General features: G+C 66.0%; 16 protein-coding genes. 5 read left to right on the forward strand and 11 right to left on the reverse strand.

Annotated elements, in window-relative coordinates; genetic code table 11:
• Positions 1-230: 230 nt before the first annotated feature.
• Together AC1DRP_RS29040 and AC1DRP_RS29045 are read right to left on the reverse strand one after the other, a co-directional pair.
• Positions 231-458: a hypothetical protein gene (locus tag AC1DRP_RS29040; protein ID WP_476770290.1), complete on the reverse strand. Its 228-nt coding sequence runs from the start codon at positions 456-458 to the stop codon at positions 231-233.
• Between the two features lie 42 nt (positions 459-500).
• Positions 501-701 (reverse strand): hypothetical protein, encoded by a 201-nt coding sequence (locus tag AC1DRP_RS29045; protein ID WP_476770291.1) that lies wholly within the window; start codon positions 699-701, stop codon positions 501-503.
• Positions 702-1,482: 781 nt separating this feature from the next.
• Here AC1DRP_RS29045 and AC1DRP_RS29050 point away from each other — a divergent pair.
• From AC1DRP_RS29050 to AC1DRP_RS29060, 3 genes are all read left to right on the forward strand, one after another.
• Positions 1,483-2,922, forward strand: a complete 1,440-nt coding sequence (locus tag AC1DRP_RS29050) for an IS1182 family transposase (RefSeq protein ID WP_476770292.1) — start codon at positions 1,483-1,485, stop codon at positions 2,920-2,922.
• A gap of 840 nt (positions 2,923-3,762) precedes the next feature.
• The gene (locus AC1DRP_RS29055; protein WP_476770293.1) at positions 3,763-6,120 is read left to right on the forward strand and encodes an autotransporter family protein; all 2,358 of its coding nucleotides are present in this window, start codon (positions 3,763-3,765) and stop codon (positions 6,118-6,120) included.
• 357 nt (positions 6,121-6,477) lie between these two features.
• Positions 6,478-6,738, forward strand: a complete 261-nt coding sequence (locus AC1DRP_RS29060) for a DUF7696 family protein (RefSeq protein ID WP_476770294.1) — start codon at positions 6,478-6,480, stop codon at positions 6,736-6,738.
• 130 nt (positions 6,739-6,868) lie between these two features.
• Here AC1DRP_RS29060 and AC1DRP_RS29065 read toward each other — a convergent pair whose 3' ends face one another.
• Complete coding sequence (locus AC1DRP_RS29065) at positions 6,869-7,135, reverse strand: hypothetical protein (RefSeq protein ID WP_441508705.1); 267 nt, start codon at positions 7,133-7,135, stop codon at positions 6,869-6,871.
• Positions 7,136-7,294: 159 nt separating this feature from the next.
• Between AC1DRP_RS29065 and AC1DRP_RS29070 the strand changes: the two genes are divergently transcribed.
• On the forward strand, positions 7,295-7,582 hold the full coding sequence (locus tag AC1DRP_RS29070; protein WP_441508706.1) for a DUF6894 family protein: 288 nt from the start codon (positions 7,295-7,297) through the stop codon (positions 7,580-7,582).
• Positions 7,583-7,790: 208 nt separating this feature from the next.
• Here AC1DRP_RS29070 and AC1DRP_RS29075 read toward each other — a convergent pair whose 3' ends face one another.
• Positions 7,791-8,153 carry a DUF982 domain-containing protein gene (locus AC1DRP_RS29075; RefSeq protein WP_476770295.1) on the reverse strand — a complete coding sequence of 121 codons (363 nt, stop codon included), beginning with the start codon at positions 8,151-8,153 and terminating at the stop codon, positions 7,791-7,793.
• A gap of 92 nt (positions 8,154-8,245) precedes the next feature.
• Positions 8,246-10,090 carry a phosphogluconate dehydratase gene (gene edd, locus AC1DRP_RS29080; RefSeq protein WP_476770296.1) on the reverse strand — a complete coding sequence of 615 codons (1,845 nt, stop codon included), beginning with the start codon at positions 10,088-10,090 and terminating at the stop codon, positions 8,246-8,248.
• 41 nt (positions 10,091-10,131) lie between these two features.
• Here edd and AC1DRP_RS29085 point away from each other — a divergent pair, with 41 nt between their 5' ends.
• Positions 10,132-10,545 carry a hypothetical protein gene (locus AC1DRP_RS29085; RefSeq protein WP_476770297.1) on the forward strand — a complete coding sequence of 138 codons (414 nt, stop codon included), beginning with the start codon at positions 10,132-10,134 and terminating at the stop codon, positions 10,543-10,545.
• A gap of 32 nt (positions 10,546-10,577) precedes the next feature.
• On the opposite strand, the gene AC1DRP_RS29090 is transcribed toward AC1DRP_RS29085, so the two are convergent.
• From AC1DRP_RS29090 to AC1DRP_RS29115, 6 genes are all read right to left on the reverse strand, one after another.
• The gene (locus tag AC1DRP_RS29090; protein WP_476770298.1) at positions 10,578-11,657 is read right to left on the reverse strand and encodes an SDR family oxidoreductase; all 1,080 of its coding nucleotides are present in this window, start codon (positions 11,655-11,657) and stop codon (positions 10,578-10,580) included.
• A 1-nt stretch (position 11,658) separates the two neighbouring features.
• A complete protein-coding gene (locus AC1DRP_RS29095; protein WP_476770299.1) occupies positions 11,659-13,194 on the reverse strand; it encodes a class I adenylate-forming enzyme family protein in 1,536 nt (511 codons plus the stop codon).
• Between the two features lie 22 nt (positions 13,195-13,216).
• Positions 13,217-14,971 carry an ABC transporter permease subunit gene (locus AC1DRP_RS29100; protein WP_476770300.1) on the reverse strand — a complete coding sequence of 585 codons (1,755 nt, stop codon included), beginning with the start codon at positions 14,969-14,971 and terminating at the stop codon, positions 13,217-13,219.
• A complete protein-coding gene (locus AC1DRP_RS29105) occupies positions 14,968-16,026 on the reverse strand; it encodes an ABC transporter ATP-binding protein (RefSeq protein ID WP_476770301.1) in 1,059 nt (352 codons plus the stop codon). Before AC1DRP_RS29105 ends, AC1DRP_RS29100 begins: the two co-directional genes overlap by 4 nt.
• 22 nt (positions 16,027-16,048) lie before the next feature.
• Positions 16,049-17,116, reverse strand: coding sequence for an ABC transporter substrate-binding protein (locus tag AC1DRP_RS29110; protein WP_476770302.1), 1,068 nt, complete (start codon positions 17,114-17,116; stop codon positions 16,049-16,051).
• Positions 17,117-17,205: 89 nt separating this feature from the next.
• The coding region (locus AC1DRP_RS29115) for an enoyl-CoA hydratase/isomerase family protein (protein ID WP_476770303.1) at positions 17,206-17,799 on the reverse strand (594 nt) is incomplete at its 5' end.

Consider the following 17,799-nt stretch of genomic DNA (forward strand, 5'->3'; position numbering starts at 1 on the left):
CCGCAATTCGACGCAGCCCCTGTCTGGCCGAAACAGGTGCAAGATCCAGATTTCATCGCGCGTCAGCATCTGGTTCCGGCTTTCATCCGTTCTCGCTGAGCGCCTACCTGCGAACGCGTTGGTTCGCCGTCCTCTGCTGAATCACGATCGACCAGTCGAACAGTCACCGCAACGTTGCGTCGTGAACGGCGCAAGTAATTGTCGGTGTTAAATTCGGACCAGCTTAACCCCTAACCGCGACGGCCGGCGGCGCTGATGCAACGCCTGTCGGCGTATGAGTATTGGGCGGAAGATTTCTTCTCGAACGCCATGCACATATTGTACCGTGATAGGTATGAGAGCTGATCGATGCTCCACCATGCGCCGAGGCCAGTAAGGAACGCGCAGGCGGCAAGAAAGATTTGCGTCGAGACCGGCAGGGCGCTCCAGCGTGCGAGCCAAGCGCTGATGGCATTCATGTAGTCGCTCTTTCATTTTAAGGCGCAGGCTAGGTATCCTGTTCATCCCGCCGCGTTTTGTTGATTCCCGCCATTCTGTTGACGAAACACGCCCTGCGCGTGCAATCCGCTTCGGTCCTGTCGATTGCGTGCCGCAGCCCGAACAACTCGCTGGTCGGTCAGCGCCAGCGGCTTGTCATTCGGCCCGTTGAACTTGCCGCCGACCACCACCGCAAGCCGGGCGCGCGCACCATAGCTCGGCACCTCGCGCCGCGTACTCTTGTCCAGTGGAAGCTGCCCGATTTCGAGTGGCAGGCCAGTGGGCAGAAGAAAGCTTGTCCGAGTTGCACGGCGGTGATCCGTTCCGGGAATGAGTTTGAGCGAAACTTCGAGGGAACAGCGGCGTCTCCGGCGCGCGCGCTTTTGGGGGCATTCCTCCGCGCCGTGCGGGAGAGGCACGGCGCGTGACGCTGGGCGCATGTCTCCTTTTCCGCGCATTCCGGACGCCGGGTGGCRATGGGGACAGAGTCCGAGAAGGGTCGGCTACGGACGTTCCGCGTCCGAGCGCGGTGTCTTACCGGCCTGCACCCTGCTATGCTCTCTCTTCGCTTCGGACGCTTGCTTCGGTGTGGCGCGCCTCATCGCTAAAAGTAACAAAACRACCGCCATCTGCGCAAAGAACGCAGCCCCGATCGCAGCGTATGCCCCCCTCCAAAAGGGCTCCCAGTCTGCCATGCGCGCCCAACGTCCAGTCGGCTGAAAGGCCGGGTCTGCATACATTGGCGCATATCGGAACCCGATCATGGACATTACACCCGCAAAAATCGCGGCCAGCACGAGTTTAAGCCGACCGATCGGCGTCGACGGCTTCAAGGGGTTGGGCATCCAGGGACTGGACATTCGCAGCTCCACTCGATCGGCCGATCGTCCAGCCAATAGATCATGAAATCCAGCTAGCCCATGATCCTTTCACTTCTGCTACGGGTCGAGGCTGTGTGAAAACGCGCTGTTGAGTTAGACTCCTGACGTTGCAGTCGGGAGGGAGTTGAGCCGCTTCGTCCAAGGTTCTGACCGGCGCCAGCCGACGCTGCTTCCTGATTGTCTTGACGACTATGTGGCCGATGAGAACCCGGTGCGGGTGGTCGACGTCTTCGTCGACGAACTGGACCTGAGGGCGCTGGACTTCGAGGGCCTGACACCGGCGGCGACGGGGCGGCCAGCCTACCACCCGGCGACGCTGCTGAAGCTCTACATCTACGGCTACCTGAACAAGGTCCAGTCCAGCCGCCGCTTGGAGCGCGAGGCTCAGCGCAATGTCGAGCTGATGTGGCTGACCGGCCGACTGGCGCCTGACCACAAGACGATCGCCGACTTCCGGAAGGACAATGGCCCGGCCATCCAGGCCGCTTGCGCGCAGTTTGTGGTGCTGTGCCGTCAGATCGGTCTGTTCGGGAGCGCCCTGGTCGCGATTGACGGCAGCAAGTTCAAAGCGGTGAACAGCCGCGACAAGAACTTCACGGCCTACAAGCTCCAGAAGCGCCTGGAGCAGGTCGCCGAGCACATCGCCGGTTACCTGCGCGACCTCGACACGGCCGACCGCCAGGAGGGCGAGGCCGCCGAGGCACGTTCGGAACGGCTGACGGAGAAGGTCGAGCGGCTGCGCGAGCAGATGAAGTTGCTTCAGGCGATGGAGGCACGGGTCGAGGCCGCGCCGGACGGTCAGGTCTCGCTGACCGATCCGGATGCTCGCTCGATGGCCACCAGCGGACGCGGCAGCGGGATCGTCGGCTACAACGTCCAGTCCGCGGTGGAAGCCGAGCATCACCTGATCGTCGCCCACGACGTGGTGATGACCGGCAGCGACCGCGAACAGCTCGCAACCATGGCCGCCAAGGCCAAAGACGTCATGGGCGTGGAAAAGCTCGATGCGCTGGCCGACCGCGGTTACTTCTCCGGCGAGGAGATCCGTTCCTGCGAGGCCTTGGGCGTGACGCCCTATCTGCCCAAGCCGCTGACCTCCGGCGCCAAGGCTGAGGGGCGGTTCGGCAAACAGGACTTCGTCTATCTGCCCGAGCAGGACGTCTATCGCTGCCCATCCGGCGCGCTGCTGCCGCGCCATATGACCACGGTCGAGCGGGGCATGACGCTCCACCGCTACTGGGATCGTGCCAGTTGCCAGGCTTGCGCCCTCAAGGCTCAGTGCACACCCAGCGTCGAGCGGCGCGTGACCCACTGGGAGCACGAGGCGCTCATCGACGCCCTTCAGCAGCGGATGGACCTGACGCCCGGCGTCATGCGCCTGCGAAGGCGGCTCGTCGAGCACCCCTTCGGCACGATCAAGGCCTGGATGGGATCGACGCACTTCCTGACGAGGCACTTGCCCAACGTGAAGACCGAGATCGGGCTCCACGTCCTCGCCTATAACCTCAAACGCGTCATCGCCATCATCGGTGCCAAGTCGCTGATGGAAGCGATCCGCGCCTGAACCCGATCTCGTCACGCGTTCACGCCGCTCGTCGCTCAAACGCCGTCAGCGCGTTTGCACACAGCCTCGGTCCGATTCCGCAAGTGCGGAGGCTCGCCACCAACGACTGAGAAGGGTGGATTGTTGACCTTCGCATGTGCTGCCGCATTGCCCCCCATCACGCCACCACCAGACATTGGCGGGTTGCCTTGAAGCGGACGCGGGCAGATTGAAGCTCGGCGGCAGGTCGCGACGTATTCCCGACAATCGCAGTGCCCGCCTCAGGTGGACCAGTAATTGCGGCGACAATAAATTCCGGTCCGTGATATCAGCAGTATACGAACGGAAACCGCGGCGTTCGTGCAACAGGCCCTTGAATATTTGGGCCCGCATTCGCGCTCATCGCGCCGACGTAAACATTTTGTAGATGTCATTGGCGCTTTCTCTGATCACCACGTTACGCCGTAGCCAAATTCGATTCTGACTTCTGACTGAGCTCGCGTTGCGATCATCGACTGATCACGCCGCGGGCCACACGTAGGGGCGGCCATGGATTGGGGGCGTGTGCTGCCGGACTCCGGCGCGAACGATCGAAGGCGTTGGCTTGTCGCGCGGTTTATGCGGCGCGCGGCGTTGCCGGCACGCAGTGTCAGATTTGGCTTATCGACGGCGCTGGCGACGATCGCGCTTCTCGCAGCATCGACGGTTTCGACACACGCCCAGACGCGCAACTGGACCGGACGGTTCACCTCCGATTGGTTCTTTAGTGGCAACTGGGATTCTACTTTTCCCAGGCGGACCGACGACGCAATCATCAACACTGTGACGCCGAATGGGACGGTGATCAGCAGCCCGGGCGCCGTGGCTAACAATCTGTCCGTCGGTGCAAACGGGACGGGTACGCTTACGATCCAGAACGGCGGGACATTGACCAATGAGCTCGGGACGATCGGGAATCTTTCCGGCGGGGTGGGCACGGTCATCGTGACCGGCCCGGGCTCCAGCTGGACGAATATTGACCCCCTGGTGGTCGGCGGCCTGGGGACCGGCACTCTCATCATTCAAGACGGCGGCACGGCTCAAGACGGTACTGCGGCGAGCAGCGCCGGAGGCTCGATTGGACAGTCTGCGGGCTCGACGGGCACGGTGACGGTGACCGGCCGGGGCTCCAGCTGGATCAACGGCCCACAGGGCGGGCTCAATATCGGGAGTTTCGGCACCGGCACACTCACGATTGCAAATGGCGGGACGGTCCTCGATATCACCCCCCTCGTCACCAATATCGGCAACGGTGCAGGGTCGCGCGGTACCGTGACCGTGACTGGTGCAGGCTCCTTCTGGAGCGACATTGCGGGGATCAGGATTGGCAATCTGGGMACTGGCGCGCTGACGATTGCGGATGGCGGCGTCGTCGCCGCGCCTTCTGTCGTGATCGCGGCGAATACCGGATCGACTGGCACACTCAACATCGGCGCGGGCGCGGGCAATCCGGCGGCGGCGCCCGGCACAGTGAGGGCCCCGAGCGTCGCTTTTGGCGTTGGCACCGGTACGGTCAACTTCAATCATACCTCCTCCGACTACGCGTTTGCGTCGGCGATCAGCGGCAATGGCACGGTCAATGTGCTTGCGGGCACGACCACRCTCACCGCTGCCAACAGCTATGGGGGCGCAACGAACGTCACCGGAGGCACGTTGCGGGCCGGTGGGCTGAACGCGCTCAGCCCAAACTCGGCCATGACGGTTGCAAGCGGCGGAACGCTCGATCTCAACGGTTTCAGCCACGTCATTCCGAGCGTCGCCAATGCGGGCCTCGTCAGTATGGGCACGGACACTGCGCCCGGCACACTCCTGACGACGCCGAGCTATACGGGAAGTGGCGGCACGATAGGGCTGAACACTGTCCTCGGAACTGACGGCTCGCCTTCCGATCGCCTCGTTATCAATGGCGGCTCGGCGACCGGCAATTCCCTCATCACCGTCACCAATGCTGGCGGGACCGGCGAATTGACGACAGGCAACGGCATCCAGGTGGTCAGCGCGGTGAATGGCGGAACCACCGACCCCGGTGCTTTCGCGCTCGGCGGCGTCGTCGCGGCTGGCGCCTACGAGTATCTCCTGTTCCAGGGTGGCGTTACGCCCGGCACCGAGAATGACTGGTTCCTGCGAAACCAGTTCCTCCCGACGCCCCCCGGCGTGACGCCCCCGGTCGGACCTGCGCCGCCCGGCGTGACGCCTCCCGGCAGTCCCATCCCTCTCTTCCGCCCCGAAGCGGCGCTTTACACGTTGTTGCCCGGTGTGGCGCGCCAGCTCGGCCTGGCGACGCTCGGGACCTTTCACGAGCGCCAGGGCGATCAGGCCCTGCTCCTCGGCTCGGGTGCGCTTCCGGGCGCCTGGGGCCGCGTCTTCGGTCGCCGTGCCGAAGAGCGTCGCTCAGGCCTGCTCTCGCCCGAGATGAAGGGCAATCTCGGCGGCTTCCAGGCCGGTCAGGATCTCTTCGGCTGGGATTATGATGGYCACCGCGACCGGCTTGGCCTGTTCCTCGGATTCGCCAGCGCCGATCTCGACGCCCGCGGCTTCGCTCTCGCCCAGCAGCGGGCGCTGGTCGGCAAGCTGACGATGGATGCAACCAGCCTCGGCGCCTACTGGACCCATATCGGTCCGTCACGCTGGTATGTCGACGCGGTGCTATTGGCCTCCTGGTTCGATGGCGATCCGCGCTCGACCCGCGGCATCGGGATGAGCGCCGACGGAGCTGGTCTCACCGGCTCGCTCGAGGCCGGCTATCCCATCCAGATCGGTGCCGGGTTGGCGCTCGAGCCGCAGGCGCAACTGATCTGGCAATCGGTCTCGTTCGGAACGGAGCGAGATCGCTTCTCCGCGGTCCGCTTTTCGCCCGACGATGCGCTGACCGGGCGAATCGGCGCGCGGCTCACCGGCGAWTGGGCACTGGGCGGGATGACGCTGAAACCCTATCTCCTCGCCAATCTCTGGCGCACGTGCCGACATTTCATACGCAGGTCATACGATTGGTTCCGAGCCGGGGCGGGACCTCGCGAGTCTGCCAAACCCGGCCGTCCTTACGCTGTCTTCAGTCACTTTACCTGCAAGCGGACCCTGCAGATGTCGGCAATGGGGCCAACCACGGGCACCAGACGCCGATCTTCACATGTCTCCAATGGGTCCGATTCCGGACGGCAGCGGCCCGCCGGCTCATTCTGAGATGGGTTCCGCGAGGACTGAGATGCGGTCGCTTCACCGGTGGGCGGCTTGGTCGCAAGCGTGGCGAGGCACGGCTCGATGCGGGGGAGCGGAGCGTCGACGAGGTAAGCCTGGCGCGGAACTTTACGCCGCGCAATGACGGCGCCTATTAGCGCCTCGGCGCCGGAACGGGATCGCAGAAAACGGTGCGCGCGCGCAGCAGCTTCGTCATCACGTCAGGAGAACGCCGGGCCCGGAGGAATCGTTCCTTGACGGAACCAGAGACCAGCCTCACGATTAAGCCCAAGCAGGATGCGGTGCCTGCGTCGATGAAGACATTGCGATCGACCGGCCTGGGGGCAACCCTGGAGGCTCACCGTGCCCGGCTCCTCCCCTCGCGTTGTCTGGTCCCATCTCTTCGGCCGAGAGGTTCTCTCGGATTCCGGGGAGTGGCGGCACGAATGCGAGGTGGAATACCTGCTCTCCCTGCCCGAGGCGAAGCGTGCCGAAATCCTGGACGGCGTCCCCGGCGCCCCTGACCGCGAAAGCCAAGGCATCAGGGGCATTCGCGGCGCGGCCGCCGTTGCCGMGCTGAAAGTTCAGATCGAGCGGCTTCGCCTCATCAAGACGAAGGGCTGACAGGGGGCCTCGCTGATCCGGCGGGAGCAGCGGGGCCCTTAGGCCGTGACGGCGCCGGATGTGGACGACGCCCCCACGCGATAGCGAACCCATCGCGAAGCGCCGAGTTCCGTGCAGCATCACCAATGTGTCAGGGTTTGTTCGGGATGACCGTCTGGCGTTCGAGAGCGTCAGCCATAGCGGTCTCATCGAACCGTAGTACAGCGAGTTTGGCCAGATCGATCGTTTCGCCCGCCGACCACAATCCGGCGACGATGTAGCCAAGGCGCTCACGCTGGCCGGCGGCCTTCAAAACGTCGAACGATCCTCGCGCATCGATCTCGCTCCAAGCCTTCTCGAACGCTGCCACAATCAGGGCGAGTTCTTCCGGTGTGGCCACGATGGAACGAAACGGCATCGCATTCTCCCCTGCGATGCTCACAGTTTAAAACATTTAAAAAGAACACAAGCGCGGAAAGCTGCGGCCCGAGCGGTCGTGCGCAACCGTGGTCATAATGCAACGAATTGAACGCGCGGAGGGCCGGGAACCAGCCGACGGTGGCGCGGTTGAGTCTGCATGGCTCAGTATTTTTTCGACATCGAGATCAACACCGAACTGGTGGCGGACGACGAAGGGATTGACCTGGAAGATCACGCGGCCGCGCGCCTTTCAGCACTTTCCAGCCTCGGCGACATCATCACAGAGCATATCCAGACCAGTGACAATCTCAGCGTCGAGATGAGAATCCGTTACGCCGATGGAACCCCTATTTTCGCGGCGAAACTGACCCTCGGCAGTCAGTGGCTAACGCCAGTTCCCCCCTCACAGCTCCGGAATTCCATCACCCGGCCAAGTGACGAGTGAGAGGGGCGCAACTGCTGTTGACCGCTTATAGCGGGTCGCCCATTTTTCCCGCAGCCGTCGACAACCCCAAAAAAGGCCCGCCTCCCTGTGGAGCAGCGGGCCAGTGTTCATGTGAGGTACAGAGCTAAACGCTCGTAGACGCGAGAGATTCCGGCGGCCTCCATTGGATCCGGTTCGTGGGGCAGCCAGCTCCGCCGACGCAGCCTGACTACCCGATAAGGCGGCCACACTCCCGCGCTGCCTCCTCGAACGTCTCCCGAGCATGACCAACAGTCCCGGCACCGTTGAGCACTGCGGTGCACGCGCGCACAGCGTCCTGCCACTTCGGGCCCGCACCTATCGCTTTCCAGGCAAGCAAGAACTCTGCAGCTCGTTCGACATGGGTGACCGAATAGGTCACTTCAGGCCGGTCGGCTTGAACCACAACGGGTGGGGTGAACCAGTGCATCGGCATGGCACATTCCCGTGCTCCTGATTGCCAAAACGCAAAGGGCGGCCGGCAGTTCCCTGAGGAGCCGGCGGGCAAAGTGTTCAGGGGCAGCGACGCCAGCGCCCTGCCCCGCTCAAGCATCGGCCAGAAAACTGGATTGCGGTTTTCGGGACAGCCGACGCAAAGACAAAGAGTTAGCTCATCGGACCGGACATGCTCTCCGGTCCGACGGTCTACACCCCCGAAAAGATCGTCGCCCCGGTATCGGCTGTTCCCACGGCGGCGCGAAACGACGCGAACAGGTCGCGCCCGACGCCCCAATGCGAGGCTTCGAGATCGGCCTCGGCCGGCGTGCGCGCGGCCCATTCCCCAGCATCGACCAGCACGGTCAGCGTTCCCGCCACCGCGTCGACCCGGACCAGGTCGCCCTCGCGGATCCGCGCGATCGGCCCGCCTTCGACGGCTTCAGGCGTGACATGGATGGCGGCGGGGACCTTGCCGGAGGCGCCCGACAGCCGCCCGTCGGTGACCAGCGCCACCTTGAACCCGCGGTCCTGCAGCACGCCGAGCGGCGGCATCAGCTTGTGCAGTTCGGGCATGCCATTGGCCCGCGGCCCCTGGAAACGCACCACCGCGACGAGGTCGCCCGTGAGCGCGCCGGCCTTGAAGGCGGCCTGCAGGGCCTCCTGGCTGTGGAAGATCCGGGCCGGGGCCTCGATGACATGGCGCTCCCTGGCAATGGCCGAGGTCTTGATCACCGCCCGGCCCAGATCGCCGGTCAGAACCGTGAGCCCGCCGGTCGGCTGGAACGGGGCTTTGGTGCCGCGCAGCACCGTCTCGTCCCCGCTGCTTTCGGCGCCGTCGCGCCAGGTCAGCGCACCGTCGGCACCGAGCGCGGGCTCCTGGACATAGGCGTCGAGCCCGCTGCCCCAGACCGTCTCGACATCGCGATGCAGCAACCCTGCCCCGAGCAATTCGCGAATGACGAAGCCCATGCCGCCGGCAGCATGAAAATGGTTCACGTCGGCCTTGCCGTTTGGATAGATCCGGGTCAGCAGCGGCGTCGTCTGGGCGAGGTCGGAGAAATCGTCCCAGCTCAGCTGGATGCCCGCCGCCGCCGCCATCGCGACGAGATGCATGGTGTGGTTGGTCGAGCCGCCGGTGGCATGCAGGCCGACCACGCCATTGACGAAGGCGCGCTCGTCCAGCATCCGCCCGACCGGAATATAGTCGTTGCCGAGCGCGGTGATCGCCATCGCCCGCTCGGTCGCCGCCCGGGTCAGGGCATCGCGCAGCGGCGTGTTGGGATTGACGAAGGAGGCGCCCGGCAGGTGCAGCCCCATGATCTCCATCACCATCTGGTTGGTGTTGGCGGTGCCGTAGAAGGTGCAGGTGCCGGGGCCGTGATAGGATTGCGCCTCCGCCTCGAGCAGGGCCTCGCGGCCGACCTTGCCCTCGGCGAAAAGCTGGCGCGCCTTCGCCTTGTCGTCATTGGAGAGGCCCGACGTCATCGGGCCAGCCGGAATGAACACCGCCGGCAGGTGGCCGAAGGACAGCGCACCGATGATCAGGCCAGGGACGATCTTGTCGCAGATGCCGAGAAACACGGCCGCATCGAAGCTCTGGTGCGACAGCGCAACCGCGGTCGACAGCGCAATGACGTCGCGCGAGAACAGCGACAGCTCCATGCCGGCCTCGCCCTGGGTAATGCCGTCGCACATGGCGGGCACGCCGCCGGCGACCTGCGCGACCCCGCCTGCCGCCCGCGCCGTGGCGCGGATCAGCTCGGGGAAGCGCTCATAGGGCTGATGCGCCGAGAGCATGTCGTTATAGGCGGTGACGATGGCGAGATTGGCGCCCGCGCCGGAGCGCAGCATCGCCTTGTCGTGTGGCGCACAGGCGGCAAAGCCATGCGCCTGGTTGGCGCAGCCGAGCCGCTGGCGGCGCGGTCCGGCCTCGGCGGCTGCGGCCAGCCGGTCGAGATAGCGCCGGCGCGTGTCGCGGGAGCGCCGGACAATGCGCTCCGTCACCTCGCCGAGGCGGGAATCGAGGCTCGGGTTGCTGGCTTGGCCGGTCATCGGGACCTCCTCACTCGGTATGAATGGGCGACGAACACGGCATGGTCAGGGCATTCGCGTTCTCATGCGTCGCCCGCCGCCAGAGCATGTTGCAAAAAGATGGCCATCCCGACATCGGCGCCATGCCCGAGCTTGATCGCTGCTGCTCGCGCTCTCTTCCGCTGGAGATGGCGAGCCGGGCCACCCTGATCGCGCGCAGCGCAAAGACCATCCTCGTCTCGCAAGTCACCCCCGCCCAGGGAACTGCTCCTCGACGCCGTGCAGGCGATGCTGCGGATCATTCCCATGATGAGGTGTTGGGGGTCCAGGTCGAGGCGCTGCCGGGCGGACCTGGCGCGTCGGCGCCCCGGGCAAGGCGCGGCGGCGCGCGATCCCCGATCGAGGCAGGCTCGATCACGCTGCGTTTGGACGAGATCGGCCGAACGCAGAAAACTGGATCAACTCCAGTAGCTTAGAGAATTTCGTTGCCCCATTTCCGCAGCATGTTCTAGACCTGCATTAGGGCGGAGCGCAGCTGAAGCAGGTCCTCGCAAACCGTTTCCAGCTCCCGGACCGGGAAGCCCTTGCGAAGCGCCGGAACATGGTCGGCGAGCCTGTCGCCGAGGATGCCGGTGAAGCTGACATGGCCTTGCGGCGAGACGACGAGACCGTTCTCCTCCTCGAATGAGGCGTTCCAGGCAATCGCCTCGGCTTTGGCGACAGCGCTGGGAAGGTCGAGTTCGAGCGCCCCGTCGCTCAGCCGCACGGGATAGCCGCCCGGCAGCCCGTTCGGGCCGGGCACATGGCCGCGCCACGGCCTGCCGGCCGCCATGGCGAGCAGCATGGGAACGCCGCTCGCCCCCGAGATTTCGATGACCGGCTCGGGGGTGAGCTGGATATCGGCGAAACGCCCGTAGACATCCGCGACCTCGGCGCCGTCGAGCCAGACGCGTGGCGCCCGCCCGCCGCGTTCCTCGGGCCGGCGGCGCCAGGCGGCCAGATTCTGGTAGTGCGCGAGGACCTTGAGATCGACCCCCGGTGGCGTGGCGGCCGAGCCGCCGAAGACGTTGGAGAGGATCGCGACATTGCCCATGCCGCAGGCGACGGCGTGGCCGAGCGTGACGATGATGCCGTTGACGACATCGGGAAAGCTGCAATTGACCAGCGTGACCGGCTTGCCGCGGGCGGTGATGGCGGCTGCGACGCGCGCGCTGATCAGGGCCTGGAAGACGGCGGTCGCGCTCAGGCCGCCTTCGGCGACGAGCTGCGTCCAGGCGTTGCCGCTCTGGGCGATGACCTGCGATGTCTGGATCGAGGCCGCCTGCACGACGATGCGGGGGTCCGTCGCCGCGAGCAGCGCGTCCGAGGCATCGGGCGCCAGGAGATCGATGGCGTGCGTCCGAAAGCGCGCCTTCTTGCCAAACAGCGCGGCACGGGCATTCGCGGCGGTGCGCAGCCAGTTCAGCCGCTCGCGATTGCGCCCGGCGATGATGACCTCGACAGCTTCGTCGGCCGTCGCGGCGATGTCGAAGGCGATGCGCGCGGCGAAGCCGCCGGTGCCCGAGATCAGGATATCGCAGCCGGCCATGTCAGTGTCTCATCGCGGTGGCACCCCGGTCCCAGCAGTCGTCGAGCCGGGGCGAGAGCTTGTGCTTCATGATGCGCTGGCTCGCCGTGCGTTCGAACTCGTCGACGACGGCGATGTAGCGCGGGTTCTGGTAAGGGGCGAGGCGCTTGCCGAGCCAGTTGGACAGCCCCTGGAGATCGATGACCTTGCCGTCGCGCGGCTTGACGAAGAGCTTGATGTCCTGCTCGCCGACATCCGCCGCCACGCCGATCATCGCGCAATCCTCGACCGCCTCATGCTCGGCGGCGACATGCTCGACCTCCCAGGCCGAGACGTTCTCGCCCCTGCAGCGCACGCTGTCCGTCATCCGGCCGTGGAAATAGAGGTTGCCGTCGGCATCGAACGAACCGAGGTCCCCGGTATGGAAACCGTCCTCGCGCAACGCCTTCGCCGTCGCCTCGGGATTGTCGAGATAGCCGGGAAAGATCGCGCCTTGGATGCTGGTCTCGATCACGATCTCGCCGCGCTCGCCGGTCGCCACCGGCCTGCCCTCCCCGTCCAGCAGCTTCACCGTGAACCAGGGCATCGGCCGGCCGACCGAGCCGGGCACGCCGGCGACGTTGCAGGTCGTCAGGCTCGAGGCCTCGGTCATGCCGTAGCACTCGCGGATCCCGATGCCGAAGCGGTCGCGGAATTGCGGCCAGATCTCGGGCGGGCAACCGCCGCCCCAGGCGATCCGCACGCCATGCTCGCGATCGAGCGGCGAAGGCGGCTGCTTGAGCAGGATCTGCAGGATGCCGCCGAGATAGTGGATATGGCTCGCGCCCTCCTCACGGACCTGGGCCCAGAAGCGGCTGGCGCTGAAGCGCTCGACCATGGCGAGCGTGATGCCGCGGATCATCGGCAGCGGCAGGAGCTGCGCACCGCCGATATGGTAGAGCGGCTCCCAGACGAAGAAGACCTCGCCCGGCCTTGCGTCGGACAGGCGGCCGACGCTTTCCGCCGCCAGCCGCAACATGCGATGCGAGACGACCACGCCCTTCGGCCGCCCCGTCGTCCCGGATGTGTACATGATGGCAAAGACGGCATCGGCGGAGGGCGCCGGCTCGTCGAAGCGTTCGTTGCGGGCCAGGACGGCGTCGAGTTCGCCGCCGGGCGCATGCAGGAGCTGCGGCAACGCCGCTTCCGAGGCCATCGCTTCGGCGATCTGCGGTGCCAGTTCGGCATCGGCGACGACGAGGCGCGGCTGCGAATGCGTCAGCAGATAGCGCAGCCCCTCGCCGCGTTGCTGGGCATTGACCGGCACCCAGGCGACACCGGCCCTGGCCAGGCCGAAGACGACGGCGATCGTGGCGATCGAGTTGCGCATCATCACGGCGACCCGGTCGCCCGGCTTGATGCCGCGCGCCCTGAGATTCACCGCGAAGGCGGCGGAGCGCTGCTCGATCCCGGCATAGCTCACCGGTTCGCCGCAGAAGCGCGCATAGACAAGGTCCGGCTCGGCCGCGGCGCGCGCGGTCAGAAGGCCTACAAAGCCGTCATCATCGAAGGAGGTCATGCTCGGTCGCTGGTTCGGTCGATCAGGAAGGGGAGCGGAAGCGTTCCGCGATGAGCAGCATCGTCGTCACCACGATGAAGACGACCACGGAGACCGCTGCCAGCGTCGGGTTGAGCTGCAGGATCATGTCGTCCCACATCTGCTTCGGCAGCGTCGTCTTGACCCCGCCCGAGACGAAGATCGCGATGGTCAGCTCGTCGAAGGAGGTGATGAAGGCGAAGAGGAAGGCGGCGACGAGACCACCCTTCACCAGCGGGATGGTGACGCCGGTCAGGGTGCGCAGCCGGTTGGCGCCGAGCGTCGCGGCCGCCTGGTCGAGGCGCTGGTCATAGGTCTTGAGCACGGCGGCGATGGTGACCAGCGTGAAGGGGATCGCCAGCACGGTATGGCCGATGACGAGGCCGAGATCGGTCGCGATCAATCCCAGCCGCGCAAAGAGATAGAACAGCCCGACCGCGACGACGATGCGCGGCACGATCATCGGCGCGAGGAAGAGCGCGAAGATCAGCCCGCCCCAGCGCGTGCGGCTGTTAGCCAGCGCCAGAGCCGCGAAGCCGCCGATCGCGGTCGCCGCGAGCGCGGTGACGAAGGCAACCGCGAAGGAGCGGATCGTCGCCTGGATCCAGAGCGGCGAACTGAAATAGGTCTGGAACCAGCTCAGGCCATAACTGGGCGGCGGAAACTCGAGGAACTGCGACGAGGTGAAGGCGAGCGGGATGACGAGCAGCGTCGGCAGCACCAGAAAGGCGATGACGAGCCAGCAGAAGCCGGGCAGCAGCCCGGCACAGACGCGCTTGCCGAGCAGGGTTTGCGCCAGCCTGGCGAGATGGCCCGACAGGGTGGCGACGGCCGAGAGGATCGCAAGGCCGAGGTCGCGGATACGACCGGTGCTGACCTGGGCCGAACCGCCGGCGATGGTCGAGAGCCCGAAGAGCCGATCGTAGATCAGGCAGGAGACCAGGGCTGCCACCAGCATCATCGCCGACAATGCCCCGGCGAAGGACCAGTTCAGCAGCTCCTGCACCTGCGTGATGATGAGCTGCGCGAGCATCGTCTCCTGCCGCCCGCCGAGGAAGGCCGGCACGATGAAGAAGCCGAGCGAGGAAATGAAGACGAGCAGGCCGGCCGCGGCCACGCCCGGCAGCGAGAGCTTGAAATAGACCAGCCAGAAGGCGCGCGCCGGCGCGGCCCCGAGCGTCTGCGCCGCCTGGACGAGGCGCCGGTCGATTCCGGCCATCACCGGGAGCATGGTCATCACCGCCAGCGGCACCATGGCGTGCACCATGCCGACCATGACGCCGAACTGGTTGTGCAGCAGGGGCAAGGGCTCGTCGACGATGCCGGAGCCGGTCACCAGCGAATTGATGATGCCGTTGCGCCCGAGCACGATCATCCAGGCGAAGGTCTTGACGAGATAGCTCGTCCAGAACGGCACCATGACGAAGAGCAGCATGCGGCCGCGAAACATGTTCGGCAGGCGCGCGATCCAGTAGGCGAGCGGGTATCCGATCAGCAGCGACCACAGCGCCGTCCAGCCGGCGATGCGGAAGGTGATGCCGAGCACGCGCAGATAGACATCCGTCGCGGCGATCCGCTGATAGGCGCCGGCCGAGAAGGCCCCGCTCTCCGGATCGACGATGCTCAGGCCGAGCAGTTGCGCAACCGGATAGACGAAGAACACGGCCAGGAACAACAGGCCGGGTACCGCCAGCCAGAGCGCACTGAGGCGCAGCCTGGCCGGGCGCGCGGGCGCGCTGCTGAGGGTCACCGCACTCATGCGACCAGTACCGCCTTGTCGCGCGCCCAGCCGGCGACGATCCTCTCGTCGATCCCGGGCACCACGTCGTCGGGCCCCAGGCGCAGCACGAGCGGGCTGCCGTCGTCGAGCGCGGCGATGACGCGGGTCTCGGAGCCCGCATAGACCACCTCGCGGACGCAGCCGTTCACGGCGTTGCCGTCCTGGGCGCCGAGATGCAGGTTTTCCGGGCGGATGACGAGGGCGGCGTCCTGGCTCTGGCAGCGCGCGCCGCTCGGCAGGGCGAAGCGCCCATGCACCGTCTCGATCGTGCCATTGCCGTCCCCGCGGCCGCGGAAGATGTTGGAGATGCCGATGAAATCGGCCGCGAACGCCGTGCGCGGGCGCTCGTAGATGTCGCGCGGCGTGCCGAGCTGCTCGATCTTCGCATGGTTCATCAGGCAGATGCGATCGGACATCGCGAGCGCCTCTTCCTGATCATGCGTGACATAGACGATGGTGGCGCCGCTCTCGCGGTGCAGCCGCTTGATCTCGATCTGCATGTGCTCGCGCAGCTTCTTGTCGAGTGCGCCGAGAGGTTCGTCCATCAGGATGATCGAGGGTTGGTAGACGAAGCAGCGCGCCAGCGCGACGCGCTGCTGCTGGCCGCCGGACAATTCGCGCGGGAACCGCCCGGCGAGATGGCCGAGATGCACCATGTCCAGCGTCGCCGCGACACGGCTTGCGACCTCCGCGCTCGCGCATCCCCGCATCTTCAGCGGAAAGGCGATGTTCTCGGCCACGGTCAGGTGCGGGAACAGCGCATAATGCTGGAAAACGAGCCCGATATCACGCTGGTGAACCGGCGTGGCCGACTGGTCGCGGCCGTCGATCACCACCCGCCCCTCGCTCGCCTCGACCAGCCCGCAGATGAGCTGCAGCAGGGTGGTCTTGCCGGAGCCCGAAGGCCCCAGCAAGGTGAGGAACTCGCCCTCGGCGACGCTGAGCGAACTCGGCTCGAGGGCGGTGGTCGCGCCGTAGCGCTTGCACAGGCCCTCGACGACGAGCTTGGCCGTCTTCGGTTGGGTCGCGGTCATGCCTGCGCTCGTCGCCATCGGATCAGGCCAGGAGCCAGGAGTTGAAGCGTTCGGTGACCTTGGAGCGATTGGCGCTCCACCAATCCTCGTTGGCGATGGCCATCAGCTTCAGATTCTCCGGCGAGGTCGGCAGGACCTTGGCGCGCTCGGCGGGAATCGTCTGATAGGCGTCGAGATTGGTCGGGCCGTAGGCGAGAACCTCGGTGAAGACGGCCTGCGCCTTGGGGTCCGAGCAGAAGCGGATGAACTGGCGGGCGACATCGGCCTTGGGTCCGCCCTTCGGCAGGCCCCAGCCCTCGATCGAATAGAGCCCCTGGTTCCAGACGATCTTGGCGGGCGTGCCGCCGTCGATCGCGGCCTGCAGGCGCGCGTTCCAGCCCGGCAGCATGTCGACCTCGCCGCTTTGCAGCAGCTGTGTCGACTGCGCGCCGCCTGTCCACCAGACCGCGACATGCGGCTTGATCTTGTCGAGCATCTTGAAGGCCCGGTCGATATCGAGCGGGTAGAGCTTGTCGAGCGGCACGCCGTCGGCGAGCAGCGCCTGTTCGATCGTGTCGATCGGGTTCTTGCGCAGGGCGCGGCGCCCCGGGAACTTCTCGACATTGAAGAAATCGCCCCAGCTCGCCGGGGCATTCTTCACCCGGTCGGTGCGGTAGGCGAAGATCGTCGAATAGACATCCGTCCCCATGAACTCGGGCGAGATCGCTTCCGGCATCAGCCTGGGCACATCGGCATGCGCGAAGCCGATCGGATCGAGCAAGCCCTGCGTCTTCAGGATATCGCGCGCCGAGAGCGTCAGCGTGCAGACATCCCAGGTATAGGACTTGGTCTCGACCATCGCCTTGAACTGGGCGGTGGGCTCCGCTTCGCGGGCGACGTTGACGACCTTGTTGCCGGTCGCCTTCTCGAAGGGGTCGTAGAAGGCCTTGCGGAAAGCCGGCCCGAACGGCCCACCGGGGTCGGCGACCGTGATCTGCGTGGCGGCACGCGCCGTGCCGGTGAGATAAGGTGCTGCAAGCGCGCCCGCAGCTGCGCCGCCCGCCAGTTGCAGCAGGGTGCGCCGCGTCGGCTTCGTCATCGTGTTCGTCATCTTCATCTCCCCTTTTTCAGCGGTTTTCCGCATGTCCCCGTAGGTGATCAGATCGTCAGGCCCGCCATCCCGTCAGGCGCGTGGTTCCGTCAGGCGCTTTTGCGTGCAGCCCGGATCGCCAGGAATTGCTCCATCATCCGGGCCGGCTCGCCCGTGCCGTAGGCCTCGCGCTGGTTGCGGATGCCGGCAACCAGGCACTCGCGGAAGCTTGCCTCGGTGACCTCGCGGAAGCGGGCCTTGTTGAGGCGCATGGCGACGGGCGGCTTGCCGGCCAGCTCCTGCGCCAGTGCAAGGGTCGCCTCCATCACCTTGTCCTTCGCCACGATCCGGTTGATCAGGCCGATCCGGAAGCATTCGTCGGCATCCATCATCCGCCCGGTCAGGGTCAGGTCGATGGTGCGGGCGATCCCGATCATCTCGCGCATGATCCAGGGGCCGGTCACCGAGGCGATGCCGGAGTTGATCTCCGGCTGGCCCATCGTGACGCCGGCATGGCCGATGCGCAGATCGCAGAGCAGCGCGACCTGGAAGGCCGACCCCGCCGCCACGCCGTTCAGCGCCGCGACGAGCGGCTTCGAGAGCGAGCGGATCCGGTCGTAGAGCCGCTCCCACTCGCCCATCCACAATTCCGCGCGGTCGGGATCGAAGGTCTTGGTCTCGTTGAGATCCTGGCCGGCCCCGAA

It is taken from the genome of Allobosea sp. 01N443 (assembly GCF_056399325.1).

What these genes read in the sequence shown, in the direction of transcription:
- AC1DRP_RS29065 (WP_441508705.1), bottom strand. Translation starts at nt 7,135, where the DNA reads ATGCCGTTTCGTTCCATCGTGGCCACACCGGAAGAACTCGCCCTGATT.
- AC1DRP_RS29110 (WP_476770302.1), bottom strand. Translation starts at nt 17,116, where the DNA reads ATGACGAACACGATGACGAAGCCGACGCGGCGCACCCTGCTGCAACTG.
- AC1DRP_RS29070 (WP_441508706.1), top strand. Translation starts at nt 7,295, where the DNA reads ATGGCTCAGTATTTTTTCGACATCGAGATCAACACCGAACTGGTGGCG.
- AC1DRP_RS29075 (WP_476770295.1), bottom strand. Translation starts at nt 8,153, where the DNA reads ATGCTTGAGCGGGGCAGGGCGCTGGCGTCGCTGCCCCTGAACACTTTG.
- AC1DRP_RS29105 (WP_476770301.1), bottom strand. Translation starts at nt 16,026, where the DNA reads ATGACCGCGACCCAACCGAAGACGGCCAAGCTCGTCGTCGAGGGCCTG.
- AC1DRP_RS29090 (WP_476770298.1), bottom strand. Translation starts at nt 11,657, where the DNA reads ATGGCCGGCTGCGATATCCTGATCTCGGGCACCGGCGGCTTCGCCGCG.
- edd (WP_476770296.1), bottom strand. Translation starts at nt 10,090, where the DNA reads ATGACCGGCCAAGCCAGCAACCCGAGCCTCGATTCCCGCCTCGGCGAG.
- AC1DRP_RS29085 (WP_476770297.1), top strand. Translation starts at nt 10,132, where the DNA reads ATGGTCAGGGCATTCGCGTTCTCATGCGTCGCCCGCCGCCAGAGCATG.
- AC1DRP_RS29100 (WP_476770300.1), bottom strand. Translation starts at nt 14,971, where the DNA reads ATGAGTGCGGTGACCCTCAGCAGCGCGCCCGCGCGCCCGGCCAGGCTG.
- AC1DRP_RS29040 (WP_476770290.1), bottom strand. Translation starts at nt 458, where the DNA reads ATGAATGCCATCAGCGCTTGGCTCGCACGCTGGAGCGCCCTGCCGGTC.
- AC1DRP_RS29095 (WP_476770299.1), bottom strand. Translation starts at nt 13,194, where the DNA reads ATGACCTCCTTCGATGATGACGGCTTTGTAGGCCTTCTGACCGCGCGC.